This window comes from Streptomyces sp. NBC_00322 (genome assembly GCF_036147535.1).
Lineage (GTDB): Bacteria > Actinomycetota > Actinomycetes > Streptomycetales > Streptomycetaceae > Streptomyces.
Window position 1 is genome coordinate 3,967,631 of sequence record NZ_CP108019.1, and the last position, 14,106, is coordinate 3,981,736.

Here is a 14,106-nt window from a genome sequence, read left to right on the forward strand (position 1 = left end):
ACGGACATGGGTGGGGAGTTGGACGTGTATGCACCCCAGAAAGCGGCAGCGGAAGAACGCGTCGGCGATGAAGCTCGTGGGCGCGCTGGTGGGCCGGTTCCGGGTCTTCGCAGGGCTCACACAGCGCGAACTGGCCGAGCGGGTCTGCCTGCACGAGGAGACGATCGCGTCGTTGGAGCAGGGCCGCCGCCCGCTGAAGCCTGACCTGGCGAGGGCGCTGGACAGGATCCTGGATACGAAGGGGGCACTGGAGACTGCGGTGGACAACATGCCGGAGATCGATCTGATCCCGGCGTGGGCGGAGGAGTTCATGGACCTGGAGCGCGAGGCGATCGCGCTGTCCTGGTTCGAGAACCAGGTACTGCAAGGCCTGCTCCAGACGGAGGCTTACGCGCGCGCGGTGTTCCGAACCGACGTCCCCGTCCTGAGCGAGGACGAGATCGAGCGACGCGTAGCAGCCCGCATCCAACGCCAGGAGATCTTGCACCGCACACTGCCGCCGACCGCGAGCTTCATCATCTCCGAAGCAATCCTGCGAGACCGTCTCGGCGGAGACGGGGTACGCAGGGCGGCGTTACGCCACCTCCGGGCCTGCGCCGACCTGCCAGGCATCGCCCTCCAGGTCATGCCGCTCGGCCGTCAGACCCACGCCGGGCTCTCTGGCCCCTTCATCCTGCTGGAAACACCGGACCACCAGCATCTTGCCTACGCCGAGACGCAGCGAGGCAGCCAACTCATCTCCGACCCGGACGAGGTGAGCATCCTGGCACGCAAATATGCGATGCTGCGAACGCAGGCTCTCAACCCCGAGGAAACGAAGGGCCTGTTGGACCGGCTGCTAGGAGAGTAATGAGCACCGCACTTGAGTGGTTCAAGTCCAGCTACAGCAGCGAGCAAGGCGGCGCCTGCCTCGAAGTCGCCTACGCCTGGCGCAAGTCCACGTACAGCGGCGACGAAGGCGGCGAGTGCGTCGAGGTCGCCACCCACCCCGCCGCCGTCCACATCCGGGACTCCAAGAACCCCGACGGCCCCATGCTCACCCTCACCCCCGCCACCTGGGCCGCCTTCACCACCACCCTGCTCTGAGCCAAATTGTCAGTGGCGACGCATAAAGTCGCCTGCATGGTGATCAACCCGAACGCACTGGGCCTGGATCTGCCGCCCGGTGCCATGCGTGTCCAGCCGTCCCTCTGGTACGCGAACGAGCCCGCACAGCTGAACACTTGGGCGCGCCTGCTCCCCGCCCGGGAGGCGTCCGGCATGCACCCGGTGCTGCTCGTGAACGACGAGGACCGCTCCCTCACCTGGGACCGGGACCTCGATCTCGACCGTGTGTCGCACCCGGACGACTACGACGTCGAAGAGGTCCTGACGTCCCTGTGGGACTACGACATGGCGGAGAACGAGGCCGAGGACGACGCGGACACCATCGCCCCGTTCACATCCGAGTGGCCGGGCCTCGCCCCCGCCGGCGAGCGGTTGGCCGACGCCGACGTCACGGCCGCCCGGGTCGCGGGCGAGCTGATGAAGGCCGGCCGGCTGCCCGGCGCCCGGGCCGGGCTGATTCCCGTACGCCGCAGTGCGGACATCCCCAGCGCGCTGGGCTGGACCGCCGCGGGCAACCACTACGACACAGGCCCGCTGTCCACCATCCTGCGTTCCTGGGAGGACCGCTTCGGACTACGCGTCGTCGCACTCCACTTCGACCGCCTGGACGTGTCCGTCGCAGCGCCGCCCAGCACGATGACGGATGCGCTCGCCGTCGCCGCCGAGCACCACGCGTTCTGCCCGGACAACGTCCGGCAGGGGTACGACACGATCCGCGAGTACGCGGGGGAGGGCCTGCTGGGGAAGCAGCACTGGACGTTCTGGTGGGACTGACCCCAGGAGCGGTTTTCGGCTGACCCTGATTCACATTGGTCTATACCTTGACTCGATCACGTCAAGCACGCTTGAGTGTGGCGCACAACCCCCCACCACGGCACGGCCGTTGCGTGCTAAGGAGTGATCGCGTGCTGAGACGACACCGCATCATGGCGTTGCTGATCGCCATCCTCGTAGGAAGCGGCCTGGCGGCGGTCTTCATGCCCGCCGCCACCGCCGCCACCGCGGACGCCTGCACGTCCGCGCCGAACTGGTCGGCCGGCACCTGGTACGGCACTGGCAACGTTGTCAAGTACACGGACGGCAAGTACTACATAGCCGAGCACGACAACCCGGGCTACGACCCGACGATCAGCACCTGGTACTGGGACCCGTACAGCTGCAGCGGCAGCGGGGACCCGTCCCCGTCGGGCTTCGTCGTGAGCGAGGCGCAGTTCAACCAGATGTTCCCGAACCGGAATTCGTTCTACACGTACAGCGGGCTGACCGCCGCGCTGAGCGCGTACCCGGGCTTCGCGAACACGGGCAGCGACACGGTCAAGAAGCAGGAGGCCGCGGCCTTCCTGGCGAATGTGAGCCACGAGACGGGCGGTCTGGTCTACGTCGTGGAGCAGAACCAGGCCAACTACCCGCACTACTGCGACTGGAGCCAGTCCTACGGCTGCCCGGCGGGCCAGGCGGCGTACTACGGCCGCGGGCCGATCCAGCTCAGCTGGAACTTCAACTACAAGGCGGCGGGCGACGCGCTCGGCATCGATCTGCTGAACAACCCCTGGCTTGTGCAGAACGACGCGGCCGTGGCCTGGAAGACGGGCCTCTGGTACTGGAACACGCAGAACGGCCCGGGCACGATGACCCCGCACAACGCGATGGTCAACCAGGCGGGCTTCGGCCAGACCATCCGCTCGATCAACGGCTCGCTGGAATGCGACGGCAGGAACCCGGCGCAGGTCCAGAGCCGGGTGAACAGCTACACGCAGTTCACGCAGATCCTCGGTGTACCGACAGGCTCCAACCTGTACTGCTGACACCCCCCACACGACCGCGGGCCGGGAGCGATTTCCCCGGCCCGCGGTCAGCCATGTGAGCCCCATTTCGCGCCACAGTCACTGTCGCCACTCCTTGTTCATGTGCCACTGGGCAACCCACAGGATCTTCTCCCCGTCCTCCGGGATCGAGAGGTGTCCGGGCGCAACCGGGCGCCGCAGTCGGGGGGTTGAGGAGAGAACAGTTGATACGTGCCCGGAGAACATGGGCCACCGCGATAGCGGTGCTCACCGTGGCGGGGGTGTCCCCGGCCGTGGCTTACGCCCAGCCCAAGCCGCCTGAGGTCCGGCCTGCCGCGGCGGCGAACAACGACGATGCCCTGCCGCCCGGCTGGCAGATCACGAACACCGAGGGGGAACAAGCGCTGGAGTGGCGTTCCCCGCGCCCGGTGCCGACGGGCGACGCGCGCGTGGAGTTCCACGCCGACGGCAAGCTGGTCGGCGTGCCCGAGCCGGACGAGGACGGCCGGACCTTCCGGCTGCCCCTCGACGACGCACGCACAGCGGATCTGGCGGACCTTCAGGTGCTGGCGGCCGGCCGACGGCTGGACCAGAAGGCCGACAGCGCCCGTGACCGGCGCTCGCCGTCCTCGGCGAAACCGCCCGCCAAGCTCCCGGCCGGCTCCGTCGACCCGGGCAAGCCGGGCACGTACCGCACGGTCACCGGCGAGTACGCGCTCGACCCGGTCCGCCTGCCCGGCCTCTCCGCGCCGGTCGAGATGCGCGGCGTCGTCGTCGCACCGAAGGACGCCAAGGGCAAGCGTCCGATCGCGCTGTTCCTGCACGGACGGCATGCCACCTGCTACGTCCCGGGCAGCGACGAGCCGAACATCGACTGGCCCTGCGCCAAGGGCGCCAAACCGATCCCGAGCCACCGGGGCTACCTGCGCGACCAGGAACTGCTGGCCTCCCAGGGCTATGTGACCGTGTCGATCTCCGCCAACGGCATCAACGGCCAGGACGGGGACATCGAGGACGCCGGCGCGCAGGCGCGCTCCTCACTGGTGCGCACCCACCTGGCACGCTGGGCCGACTGGGCCGCCAAGCCGTCCGCCGCGCCCGCGGCCGTACGCAAGGCGCCGAAGGCCGATATGTCCCGTGTCCTGCTCGTCGGCCACTCGCGCGGCGGCGAGGGCGTCAACCGTGCCGCCATGGACAGCCTGTACCCGCCCCCGCCCGCCCAGGACGGCTACCGCGGCGCGGTGCGCTGGCACATCCGCGGGACCGTGCTCATCGGGCCGACGATCTTCGGGCACAACCCGGTGCCGGACGTGCCGTCGCTGACGATCCTGCCGGGCTGCGACGGCGACGTATCCGACCTCCAGGGCCAGGTGTACGCCGACGGCACCCGCGGGGTCAGCACGGGCAAAGCTCTGCACAGCTCCGTCTACATGGTCGGCGCCAACCACAACTTCTTCAACACCGAGTGGACGCCGGGCCAGGCCCAGGCACCCTCCTCCGACGACTTCGGTCAGGACCCCGAGCGGCCGGACCCGGTGTGCTCGCCGGGCACCGCGACCCGGCTGACGGCCGACCAGCAGCACCGGGCCGGGGCCACCTACATCGCCGCCGCGGCCCGGCTGTTCGTCGCCGGTGACGACCGGGTTCGCGAGCTGGTCGACGGCTCGGACCGCCGGGCCCCCTCCGCCGACCCCGCGCGGGTGCTGACGCACGCGGTCGGCGCGAGCCGCGGGGCCGGGTTCCTGCCCGACGCCTCCGTGAAGGTGACCGGCGGACGGCTGTGCTCCGCGATCGATCCCGACCCGCGCGTCGCCTGCCTGGACTCGGCGGCCGGCTCCTCGCCGCACTTCGCGTCCTGGCAGCCGGAGCGCGAGACCGGCCGCCGGGCGGTGGCCCTGCGCTGGAAATCGCCGGGCTCGGCGGTGACCGTGCGCCCCGCGAAGCCGCTCTCCGTCAAGGACGCCAAGAGCCTCGCGCTGCGCGTCTTCGTGCCGCCGAACTCCACCGGCACGCAGCTCGACGTGTCCGTCACCGACGCCTCCGGCAAGCGGGCGAACCTCGGCCGCGTACGGGTGGACGGCCTGCCCGGCAGCGACCGTACCTCCTCCTACTGGGCGCGCGAGGTGCGCGTACCGCTCACCGCCGCCGCCCGCGCCGGCCTCGACCTGCGCAAGACCGCCTCTTTGGAGCTGACCCCGCGCACCCCCTCCGGGCAGGCGTGGCTGATGGACGCCTGGGCGTGGAGCCCCGGCACCCCCGCGGTGTCGCAGGCCCCGCTGACCCGTATCGACATCGGCCGCATCAAGGTCAAGGAGGGCGACTCGGGCGTCCGCACGTACCAGGTCCCCGTAAGCGCGTCCGGGAAGGGCAGCGGCACGGTGCGGCTGTACGTCCTCGACCCGGCCACCGGCAAGGCGAAGGACCGGCTGGTGACGGTGCGGCCCGGCGGGGGCATCGACGTTTCGGTGCGGGTGAAGGGCAACAAGCGGTACGCCTGGGACGTGTCCCACGACCTGCTCGTGAAGGCGGTCCGCGGGACCGTCATCGGCTCGCACTCCGGAGGGGTCATCGCCGAGAACGACGACCCGATGCCCAAGGTCACCGTGAAGCCCGCCGCCGACAAGGTGACCGAGGGGCAGCCCCTGAAGTGGCAGGTCGCCCTGTCCGCGCCCGCCGACGTGGAGATCACGAGCACGCTGACGTTCGTCCCCGTCCCGGGCCGCCGCGAGCTGTCCACGGCGGACGTCGACCGGCAGTGGCTGCTCGACCTGATCGGCCAGGTCCCGAACGGTGAAGTCCCCCTGTCCCGGCTGGAACACGCCAACCTGTGGGCGTCGGTACCGGCCGGGAAGACCAGCGCCGAGGTGACCGTACCCACGGTCCGCGACCGGCTGGCCGAGCCGGCGGAGTACGTGGGACTCCGGTCCATCGACGACGAGGGCAAGCCGCAGGGCCCGGTCCTGACCGGCACGGTGCTCAACGCGCCGTAGGCGCAGACGCGTTGGTCACGCGGGCGTGAGCCGACACCTTCGGTTCACGCCCGCGTGTGCGTCTTACGTCAGCGACCTGCGCCGAGCCCCTGCGCGACCTCTGTCGCCCAGTAGGTGAGGATCATGTCCGCACCGGCCCGCTTGATGCCGAGCAGCGTCTCGGCGATCGCCTTGTCCCGGTCGATCCAGCCCTTCTCGGCGGCGGCCTCGACCATCGCGTACTCACCACTGATCTGGTACGCCGCGACCGGCACGTCGACGGACTCGGCGACCTTCGCCAGCACGTCGAGGTAGGGGCCCGCGGGCTTGACCATGACCATGTCGGCGCCCTCTTCGAGGTCCAGCGCCAACTCCCGCAGGGACTCCCGGAGGTTGGCGGGGTCCTGCTGGTAGGTCTTGCGGTCGCCCTTGAGAGAGGAGCCGACGGCCTCGCGGAAGGGTCCGAAGAAGGCCGACGAGTACTTCACCGTGTACGCGAGGATCGACACGTCCTCGTGGCCGGTCTGGTCCAGCGCGTCGCGAATGACGCCGACCTGGCCGTCCATCATGCCGCTGGGGCCGACGACATGAACGCCCGCGTCGGCCTGCACCTGGGCCATCTCGGCGTACCGCTCAAGGGTGGCGTCGTTGTCGACGCGGCCGTCGGCGTCCAGGACGCCGCAGTGGCCGTGGTCCGTGTACTCGTCCAGACACAGGTCCGACATGATGACGAGCTCGTCCCCGACCTCGGCCTTCACGTCCCTGATCGCGACCTGCAGAATCCCGTCCGGGTCCGTCCCCGCGGTCCCCGCACCGTCCTTCTTCGCGTCCTCCGGCACCCCGAACAGCATGATCCCGGCGACGCCCGCCTCCAGCGCCTCGACGGCGGCTTTCCGCAGGGTGTCGCGGGTGTGCTGCACGACGCCGGGCATGGCGCTGATCGGCACGGGCTCATGGATGCCCTCGCGGACGAAGGCCGGAAGGATCAGATCGGCGGGGTGAAGGCGGGTCTCGGCGACCATGCGGCGCATGGCGGGCGTGGTGCGCAGCCGCCGTGGCCGCGCGCCGGGAAAGGATCCGTACGCAGTCATACGGGAACGGTACGCCCGTCGGAGGGGCTCACGTACCGACAGCCCGTCGGCGGAGCGGGGGCGCCTGCGGCGGGCCTGTTCCCCACCCCGCCCCTTCCCGAACTGGGGGCAAGCCCCCCAGACCCCGACGGGGCTGCCCCCGGACCCCGTATGCGACCTTCGGCCGCATGTCCTCAAACGCCGGACGGGCTGACATGTGCGGCCCAGCCGCACATTCAGCCTCGCCGGCGTTTGAGGCGCGGGGGTCCGGGGGCAGCGTCCCCGGTTACGTCGTCCGGCGCCGCCGACCCCCCGGCCGCCGTTCGCTCGGCCGCGTCACATGCTCCCCCGCCTCCAGCGCCGCCATCCTCCGCCGCGCCCCGAATTCCGCGAGCGCCTCCGCGAGCTTGTGCACCGACGGCTCGGGGGACAGTACGTCCACCCGCAGCCCGTGCTCCTCCGCGGTCTTCGCGGTCGCAGGACCGATGCACGCGATCACGGTCACGTTGTGCGGCTTCCCGGCGATGCCGACCAGGTTCCGCACCGTCGACGACGATGTGAAGAGAACGGCGTCGAAGCCGCCGCCCTTGATCGCCTCGCGCGTGTCCGCCGGCGGCGGCGACGCCCGCACCGTCCGGTAGGCGGTGACGTCGTCGACTTCCCAGCCGAGTTCGATCAGGCCCGCGACCAGCGTCTCGGTCGCGATGTCGGCCCGCGGCAGGAAGACCCGGTCGATCGGGTCGAAGACGGGGTCGTACGGCGGCCAGTCCTCCAGGAGACCGGCCGCGGACTGCTCACCGCTCGGTACAAGGTCCGGCTTGACGCCGAAGTCCACCAGTGAGGCCGCGGTCTGCTCCCCCACCGCCGCGACCTTGATCCCCGCGAAGGCCCGCGCGTCGAGCCCGTACTCCTCGAACTTCTCCCGTACCGCCTTCACGGCGTTCACCGAGGTGAAGGCGATCCACTCATAGCGGCCCGTCACCAGGCCCTTGACCGCGCGCTCCATCTGCTGCGGCGTCCGTGGCGGCTCGACGGCGATCGTCGGAACCTCGTGCGGCACCGCGCCGTACGAACGAAGCTGGTCGGAGAGCGAGGCGGCCTGCTCCTTGGTCCGCGGCACGAGCACCTTCCAGCCGAACAGCGGCTTGGACTCGAACCACGCGAGCTGGTCGCGCTGAGCAGCGGCACTGCGCTCACCGACCACGGCTATGACGGACTGGTGGCCGTCGGGCGAGGGCAGCACCTTCGCCTGCTTCAGGGTCTGGGCGATCGTGCCGAGCGTCGCGGTCCAGGTGCGCTGCCGCGTCGTGGTTCCGGCGACGGTGACGGTCAGCGGGGTGTCGGGCTTGCGGCCCGCGGCCACCAGCTCGCCCGCCGCCGCGGCGACCGTCTCCAGCGTCGTGGAGACGACGACCGTGCCGTCGCTCGCGCCGACCTCGGTCCAGCAACGCTCGCTCGCGGTGCGGGCGTCGACGAAGCGGACGTCCGTACCCTGCGCGTCGCGCAGCGGCACACCGGCGTACGCGGGCACACCCACCGCGGTGGCGACACCGGGCACGACCTCGAAGGGAATCCCCTCCGCGGCGCAGGCGAGCATCTCCTGACCTGCGTCGGTGTCCAGGCCGGGATCGCCGGTCACCGCACGGACGACCCGCTTGCCGTGGCGCGCGGCCTCCATGACAAGATTGGCCGCATCCCTGAGGATGGGGATTCCGGCGGCTGTTGACGCGTCGTCAACAACCGTCAGTTCAGGCGTGCTTACATTCGCCCGCGCATGGCTGCGTACGACGTCGAGCACATCCGGTTCGGCGATCAGTACGTCTGCTCCCGCGAGCGCTTCGACGGCGCGCAGTGTCAGCAGTCCGGGGTCGCCGGGACCGGCGCCGAGGAAAGTGACGTGCCCGTGTGCCGAGAGCGTCGAGGATGCGTTGTTGGTGGGGCTGGTGGGGCTCAAAGTGCTCGCTCCCCCATAAGACCGGCCGCACCCTTGGCGAGCATCTCGGACGCGAGTTCGCGACCGAGCGCGATGGCGTCGCCGTGCGACGTGGGTACGGGACCGGTGGTGGACAGCTGCACCAGCGTGGAGCCGTCGGTCGTGCCGACGACGCCGCGCAGGCGCATTTCGTTGACAACCTGTCCGTCGGCCAGCAGGTCGGCCAGCGCACCCACAGGTGCGGAGCAGCCGGCCTCCAGGGCGGCGAGCAGGGAACGCTCGGCGGTCACGGCGGCCCGGGTGTGCGGGTCGTCGAGCTCGGCGAGCGCGGCGGCGAGGTCCGCGTTGACCGCGGCACACTCGATCGCCAGTGCCCCCTGGCCGGGGGCGGGCAGGACGAAGTCGACCGACAGGAAGTCGGTGACCTCGTCGATCCTGCCGAGTCGGTTGAGCCCGGCCGCGGCAAGCACCACGGCGTCCAGCTCTCCGCCGCGTACGTATCCGATCCGGGTGTCGACATTGCCGCGGATCGGCACGGTCTCGATGCTCAGACCGTGCGCGCGGGCGTACGCGTTGAGCTGCGCCATGCGGCGCGGCGAACCTGTCCCGATCCGGGCAGCCCCCCTTGGGGAAGGAGCAGCCAGCCGGTCGAAGGTCAGCCCTTCGCGGGCCACCAGCGCGTCCCGCGGGTCCTCGCGCAGCGGCACGGCCGCCAGCGTCAGGTCCTCGGGCTGCGCGGTGGGCAGGTCCTTCAGGGAGTGGACGGCGAAGTCGACGTCACCCCGCAGCAGGGCGTCCCGCAGGGCGGTGACGAAGACCCCCGTACCGCCGATCTGCGCGAGATGCTCACGGGAGGTGTCTCCGTACGTGGTGATCTCGACGAGCTCGACGGGCCGACCGGTCAACTGGCGCACCGCCTGAGCCACTTGCCCGGACTGGGCCATGGCCAGCTTGCTGCGCCTGGTCCCGAGCCTCAAAGCCCTCTCGGTCATACTCGCCCTCGATTCGGGTCATTCATGTCGGCCCGGCTGACGGAGGCGACCGTCTCCGGGTCGAGGTCGAAGAGTGTCCGCAGCGCGTCCGCGTACCCGGCGCCGCCGGGCTCGCTGGCCAGCTGCTTGACCCGCACGGTGGGCGCGTGCAGGAGCTTGTCGACGACGCGGCGCACGGTCTGGTTGATCTCGGCGCGCTGCTTCTCGTCGAGACCGGTCAACCGGCCCTCCAGGCGCGCCATCTCCCCGGCGACCACATCGGCGGCCATGGTGCGCAGGGCGACGACGGTCGGAGTGATGTGCGCGGCGCGCTGGGCCGCGCCGAAGGCGGCGACCTCGTCGGAGACGATGCGCCGCACCTGGTCCACGTCGGCGGCCATGGGGGCGTCGGCGGAGGCCTCGGCGAGGGACTCGATGTCGACGAGCCGCACACCGGCGAGGCGGTGGACGGCGCCGTCGATGTCCCGCGGCATGGCGAGATCGAGCAGCGCGATCCGTACGTCGCCGGTGGCCCTTGCTCCGGCGGCCGAACCCTGGCGAATGCGCCGTCCGGCGTTCTCCACCCAGGCGCCGTGCTGCGCAAGTTCGTCGGCGGGCGACTGGTCAAGACCCACGGGGCAGGCTTCAGGGGCGGAGTCCCGGCGGCCGGAGACCGCCGCGTCGGTACCGGTGTTACTCACACCCGTGTCACCGAACGACGTCCCCGCGAGCGACTTGTCGGCCACGCGGCCGTCCCGCGCCGCCGCCGCTGCGAGGCGCGCCACCAGGCTGCCGTCCGGCGCGCGCAGGCTGTCGCCCGCACCCGCGTCCGGAGCGGAGGGCGCCACCGCGAGGGCCGCCGCGATCGACTCGGCCGTCAGGACAAGACCCGTCGCACCGGTGCACGACACCACGGCGTCGGCACGTGTCAGCTCATCGGCGAGGCCGTCCATCGCAACCGCGCGCGCCGTCACCCCGCCGCTCTCGCCCAGTGCCGCGGCCAGTCGCTCCGCGCGCTCCAGCGTCCGGTTGGCGATGACCAGTTCACGTACGCGCAGGCGCGCGAGCGTCGTCGCGGCGAGCGAGGACATCGAGCCCGCGCCGATCACCAGCACCCGCTTGTCCGCGGCCCAGTCCTCTACGTCCGCGCCGTCCGCCAGCTGCTCCAGTCCGAAGGTGACGAGCGACTGCCCGGCCCGGTCGATCCCGGTCTCGCTGTGCGCGCGCTTGCCGACGCGCAGCGCCTGCTGGAAGAGGTCGTTGATCAGGCGGCCCGCGGTGTGCAGCTCCTGCCCGAGCGCGAGGGCGTCCTTGATCTGCCCGAGGATCTGGCCCTCGCCGACGACCATGGAGTCCAGGCCGCAGGCCACCGAGAAGAGGTGGTGGACGGCCCGGTCCTCGTAGTGCACGTAGAGATAAGGAGTGAGCTCCTCGAGCCCGACGCCGCTGTGCTGCGCGAGCAGCGTGGACAGCTCGGCGACACCCGCGTGGAACTTGTCCACGTCCGCGTACAGCTCGATGCGGTTGCACGTGGCCAGCACCGCCGCCTCGGTGGCGGGCTCCGCGGCCAGCGTGTCCTGGAGCAGCTTGATCTGCGCGTCCGCGGACAGCGAGGCCCGCTCCAGCACGCTCACCGGCGCACTGCGGTGGCTCAGTCCGACGACCAGAAGGCTCATGCCGGCATCACGGCGGGCATGTCCCCGTCCGGTCCCTTCCGGCCTGCCGCGGCCTCGGCCTCCTCGCCGGCCTTCCGCTGCTCGTGGAAGGCGAGGATCTGCAGCTCGATCGAGAGGTCGACCTTGCGCACATCGACGCCGTCGGGCACGGAGAGGACGGTGGGGGCGAAGTTGAGGATGGAGGTGATGCCGGCGGCGATCAGGCGCTCGCACACCTGCTGCGCGGCACCGGCGGGCGTCGAGATGACGCCGATGGACACCCCGTTGTCGCTGATGATCTTCTCGAGTTCGTCGGTGTGCTGGACCGGAATCCCGGCGACCGGCTTTCCGGCCATGGTGGGGTCGGCGTCGATGAGCGCGGCGACCCGGAAGCCACGGGAGGCGAACCCGCCGTAGTTGGCGAGTGCGGCGCCAAGGTTACCGATACCGACGATGACAACCGGCCAGTCCTGCGTGAGGCCGAGCTCACGGGAGATCTGGTAGACGAGGTACTCCACGTCGTAGCCGACGCCCCGCGTCCCGTAGGAGCCGAGGTAGGAGAAGTCCTTGCGCAGCTTCGCGGAATTGACCCCGGCGGCGGCCGCGAGCTCCTCGGAGGAGACCGTGGGTACGGACCGCTCGGACAGCGCGGTCAGAGCGCGCAGGTACAGCGGAAGACGGGCGACGGTGGCCTCGGGGATTCCTCGGCTACGGGTCGCCGGTCGGTGATTTCGGCCAGTTGCCACGGTGCTCCTGCGGGATGAGCGAGGCTGCAGGCGGCCAGACGTCCAAGGACCGCCCCGTCGAATGCAGGCTATGTCTTTGTGAACGCGTGCACAAAGATGGTGTCCGCTTTGTCCGCGCAAAGTGACCGGGGTCACGCAATCCGGCCACACGATCCTGGAACCGTGAACCGCATCGGTCCGTTGAAGAGCCGAAGGGCGCAAAGCCGTACACACTCCTCACGATGACGCCCCCGAGACCGCTCTACTGTGCCCTGTCCGTGTCGCGTCCGGATAGAGCCGGGCCCGCCGGAAAAACCCAGTAAAACGTCCAGGGTGGTCACGAACCTTCCGGTCATGCACCCAGCGCGCGGCGAAGCCGTCCGGCATCCACGCGCCAGAAGGTGTGCTGCTCCCCGTCGACCAGGACGACCGGAATCTGCTCCCAGTAGGCACGGTGCAACGCTTCGTCCTGAGTGATGTCCTTCTCCTCGAAGGACGCCCCCGTGTCGGTGCACACCTCCTCGATCACCGACCGCGCCTCGTCACACAGATGACACCCCGGCTTCCCGATCAGCGTCACCACGCGCTCGCCGGCCTTCTTCTTCGTACGCCGCAACACAGGACTCATGCAGCCATTCTCCGCCCGCCCGCGCGCGATGGGTCCCCCGTGCCTCGCGTGACGAATCACCCGTTTAACAGGCAGGTCGCAGAGTGTTCACGCCATGGCATCCCGGCGTGTCGGGAAGTACCGAACAGACTGGCTATGCTCACGACATGGCCGCACTGGGATGGCTCACCCCCCGTAGGCGCTCCGCCACAGCACGGAGCGTGCTCGCAGGCGAGGCAGCAGCCGAGGCAGCGCGCAAGTCGTCACAGCAGTTCGAGGCACTCGACGCGCTCGAAGCGAAGGACGGCACTGCCCCGGCCGAACCGGAATTCCCCGTCGCGGGGGACGACCGGGCCGCCGCCTTCTTCGACCTCGACAACACCGTGATGCAGGGCGCCGCGATCTTCCACTTCGGCCGCGGCCTGTACAAGCGGAAGTTTTTCCAGCGCCGCGAACTCGCCCGTTTCGCCTGGCAGCAGACCTGGTTCCGCCTCGCGGGCGTCGAGGACCCGGACCATATGCAGGACGTCCGCGAGTCCGCCCTGTCCATCGTCAAGGGCCACCGCGTCTCCGAACTGATGTCGATCGGCGAGGAGATCTACGACGAGTACATGGCCGACCGCATCTGGCCGGGCACCCGCGCACTCGCCCAGGCACACCTCGACGCGGGCCAGAAGGTCTGGCTGGTGACCGCGGCCCCCGTGGAGACCGCGACGATCATCGCCCGCCGCCTCGGCCTGACCGGCGCGCTCGGCACCGTCGCCGAGTCCGTCGACGGCGTGTACACCGGCAGGCTGGTCGGCGAACCGCTGCACGGACCCGCCAAGGCCGAGGCCGTGCGGGCGCTTGCCCACGCCGAGGGCCTGGAGCTGACCCGCTGCGCGGCGTACAGCGACTCGCACAACGACATCCCCATGCTGTCGCTGGTGGGGCATCCGTACGCCATCAACCCGGACACCAAGCTCCGCAAGCACGCGCGCGCCCGCGAGTGGCGGCTGCGCGACTACCGGACGGGCCGCAAGGCGGCCAAGGTGGGCATCCCGGCCGCCGCCGGCGTGGGCGCCATCGCGGGCGGAACCGCCGCAGCGGTCGCCCTGCACCGCCGCCGCCGCTGACGCACACCTGCCCGGTTTCCCGGCGGACACGGGCGGCGCACCCCCGGCCATTCCGGGGGCCTTGGCCCGGCGTGCCCCCGGCCAGTCCTGTTGCCGCGGCGCGGGCGCAATCCACCGCCCGATACGACAGATCACGACGCAATTCGATCAACAAGCGTTCACAATCTGCT

At 70.6% G+C, this 14,106-nt stretch carries 12 protein-coding genes; 6 read left to right on the plus strand and 6 right to left on the minus strand.

Annotated elements, in window-relative coordinates:
* Window positions 1–28 precede the first annotated feature (28 nt).
* The 5 genes from OG905_RS17895 to OG905_RS17915 all read left to right on the plus strand — a co-directional run bounded on the left by OG905_RS17895 (window position 29) and on the right by OG905_RS17915 (window position 5,881).
* Entirely contained in the window at window positions 29–850 is an 822-nt protein-coding gene (locus tag OG905_RS17895) for a helix-turn-helix domain-containing protein (protein WP_328671809.1), read from the plus strand.
* The gene (locus tag OG905_RS17900; RefSeq protein ID WP_328671811.1) at window positions 850–1,086 is read left to right on the plus strand and encodes a DUF397 domain-containing protein; all 237 of its coding nucleotides are present in this window, start codon (window positions 850–852) and stop codon (window positions 1,084–1,086) included. Before OG905_RS17895 ends, OG905_RS17900 begins: the two co-directional genes overlap by 1 nt.
* A 36-nt stretch (window positions 1,087–1,122) precedes the next feature.
* Window positions 1,123–1,881 (plus strand): DUF4253 domain-containing protein, encoded by a 759-nt coding sequence (locus OG905_RS17905; RefSeq protein ID WP_328671812.1) that lies wholly within the window; start codon window positions 1,123–1,125, stop codon window positions 1,879–1,881.
* Window positions 1,882–2,015: 134 nt separating this feature from the next.
* On the plus strand, window positions 2,016–2,912 hold the full coding sequence (locus tag OG905_RS17910) for a chitinase (protein ID WP_328682423.1): 897 nt from the start codon (window positions 2,016–2,018) through the stop codon (window positions 2,910–2,912).
* Between the two features lie 203 nt (window positions 2,913–3,115).
* Entirely contained in the window at window positions 3,116–5,881 is a 2,766-nt protein-coding gene (locus OG905_RS17915) for an alpha/beta hydrolase family protein (RefSeq protein WP_328671814.1), read from the plus strand.
* A gap of 68 nt (window positions 5,882–5,949) precedes the next feature.
* Here OG905_RS17915 and hemB read toward each other — a convergent pair whose 3' ends face one another.
* The 6 genes from hemB to OG905_RS17945 form a co-directional block, all read right to left on the minus strand.
* The gene (gene hemB, locus OG905_RS17920; RefSeq protein WP_328671816.1) at window positions 5,950–6,951 is read right to left on the minus strand and encodes a porphobilinogen synthase; all 1,002 of its coding nucleotides are present in this window, start codon (window positions 6,949–6,951) and stop codon (window positions 5,950–5,952) included.
* Window positions 6,952–7,216: 265 nt separating this feature from the next.
* Window positions 7,217–8,884, minus strand: coding sequence for a uroporphyrinogen-III synthase (locus OG905_RS17925; RefSeq protein WP_328671818.1), 1,668 nt, complete (start codon window positions 8,882–8,884; stop codon window positions 7,217–7,219).
* Complete coding sequence (gene hemC / locus OG905_RS17930; RefSeq protein WP_328671820.1) at window positions 8,881–9,855, minus strand: hydroxymethylbilane synthase; 975 nt, start codon at window positions 9,853–9,855, stop codon at window positions 8,881–8,883. Before hemC ends, OG905_RS17925 begins: the two co-directional genes overlap by 4 nt.
* The gene (locus OG905_RS17935) at window positions 9,852–11,510 is read right to left on the minus strand and encodes a glutamyl-tRNA reductase (protein ID WP_328671822.1); all 1,659 of its coding nucleotides are present in this window, start codon (window positions 11,508–11,510) and stop codon (window positions 9,852–9,854) included. Before OG905_RS17935 ends, hemC begins: the two co-directional genes overlap by 4 nt.
* Window positions 11,507–12,235 carry a redox-sensing transcriptional repressor Rex gene (locus tag OG905_RS17940; RefSeq protein WP_328671824.1) on the minus strand — a complete coding sequence of 243 codons (729 nt, stop codon included), beginning with the start codon at window positions 12,233–12,235 and terminating at the stop codon, window positions 11,507–11,509. The genes OG905_RS17935 and OG905_RS17940 overlap by 4 nt, the downstream gene beginning before the upstream one ends.
* Before the next feature lie 331 nt (window positions 12,236–12,566).
* Window positions 12,567–12,842 (minus strand): glutaredoxin family protein, encoded by a 276-nt coding sequence (locus OG905_RS17945; RefSeq protein ID WP_328671826.1) that lies wholly within the window; start codon window positions 12,840–12,842, stop codon window positions 12,567–12,569.
* A 146-nt stretch (window positions 12,843–12,988) separates the two neighbouring features.
* On the opposite strand from OG905_RS17945, the gene OG905_RS17950 reads away from it, so the two are divergent.
* Window positions 12,989–13,936, plus strand: a complete 948-nt coding sequence (locus tag OG905_RS17950; protein WP_328671828.1) for an HAD family hydrolase — start codon at window positions 12,989–12,991, stop codon at window positions 13,934–13,936.
* Window positions 13,937–14,106: the final 170 nt, after the last annotated feature.